This is a genomic window from Pseudomonas sp. NPDC086112 (assembly GCF_044746425.1).
Classification (GTDB): domain Bacteria; phylum Pseudomonadota; class Gammaproteobacteria; order Pseudomonadales; family Pseudomonadaceae; genus Aquipseudomonas.
Genome location: NZ_JBIVCD010000094.1, coordinates 2,197 through 2,717, shown reverse-complemented (window position 1 = coordinate 2,717; position 521 = coordinate 2,197). Strand labels below are relative to the sequence as shown.

Below are 521 nucleotides of genomic sequence, written 5' to 3'. Positions count from 1 at the left end.
CGCAACGCCCTGCCAGCGAGTGCCCGGACAGCGGGAAGAAGCCCTTGCCCGGATCGGCTTGCTAGGCACCGACTACGGTCACCAATACGCTGACGTCGTCGTCAACGGTGACCAATACTGCGCCGGAGGCCTGACGGGCGATACGGCCAGTCTCGAGGGTAACGGTCGACTGACCGAACTGGAATTTTTTGATTACCGGGTTCACGGTGTCCTACCTTCTTTTGTGGCTCTTGGGGAACTTGTCTTCTTGCGAAATTCTTGGGCAATGTCGGGAATCGGCCCAACGCCTGTCCAGGGTAAAACGACTATCCAGATAAAACTTGAGGCTGGGAGCCTGCCATGTACCGGCGGGAAACCCGCTGGCACACAGCAAACAACCAACCTCTAGCGCAATCGCTTATTAGCGACGCAGACCCAGGCGACCGATCAGAGTCTGGTAACGACCCAGATCCTTGCCTTTCAGGTAGTCCAGCAGCTTACGACGCTGGTTTACCATGCGGATCAGACCCCGACGGGAGTGG

1 protein-coding gene and 1 pseudogene are annotated in these 521 nt (G+C 57.8%); both read right to left on the bottom strand.

Features of this window, described 5'->3' with window-relative positions; genetic code table 11:
• Window positions 1–64: 64 nt before the first annotated feature.
• Window positions 65–205 (bottom strand): annotated as a pseudogene (locus ACIPLA_RS28130) (polynucleotide phosphorylase/polyadenylase); the annotation flags it as partial.
• A 195-nt stretch (window positions 206–400) separates the two neighbouring features.
• Window positions 401–521, bottom strand: a 121-nt coding sequence (locus tag ACIPLA_RS28125) for a 30S ribosomal protein S15 (protein ID WP_401177737.1), incomplete at its 5' end; no start/stop codon positions are given.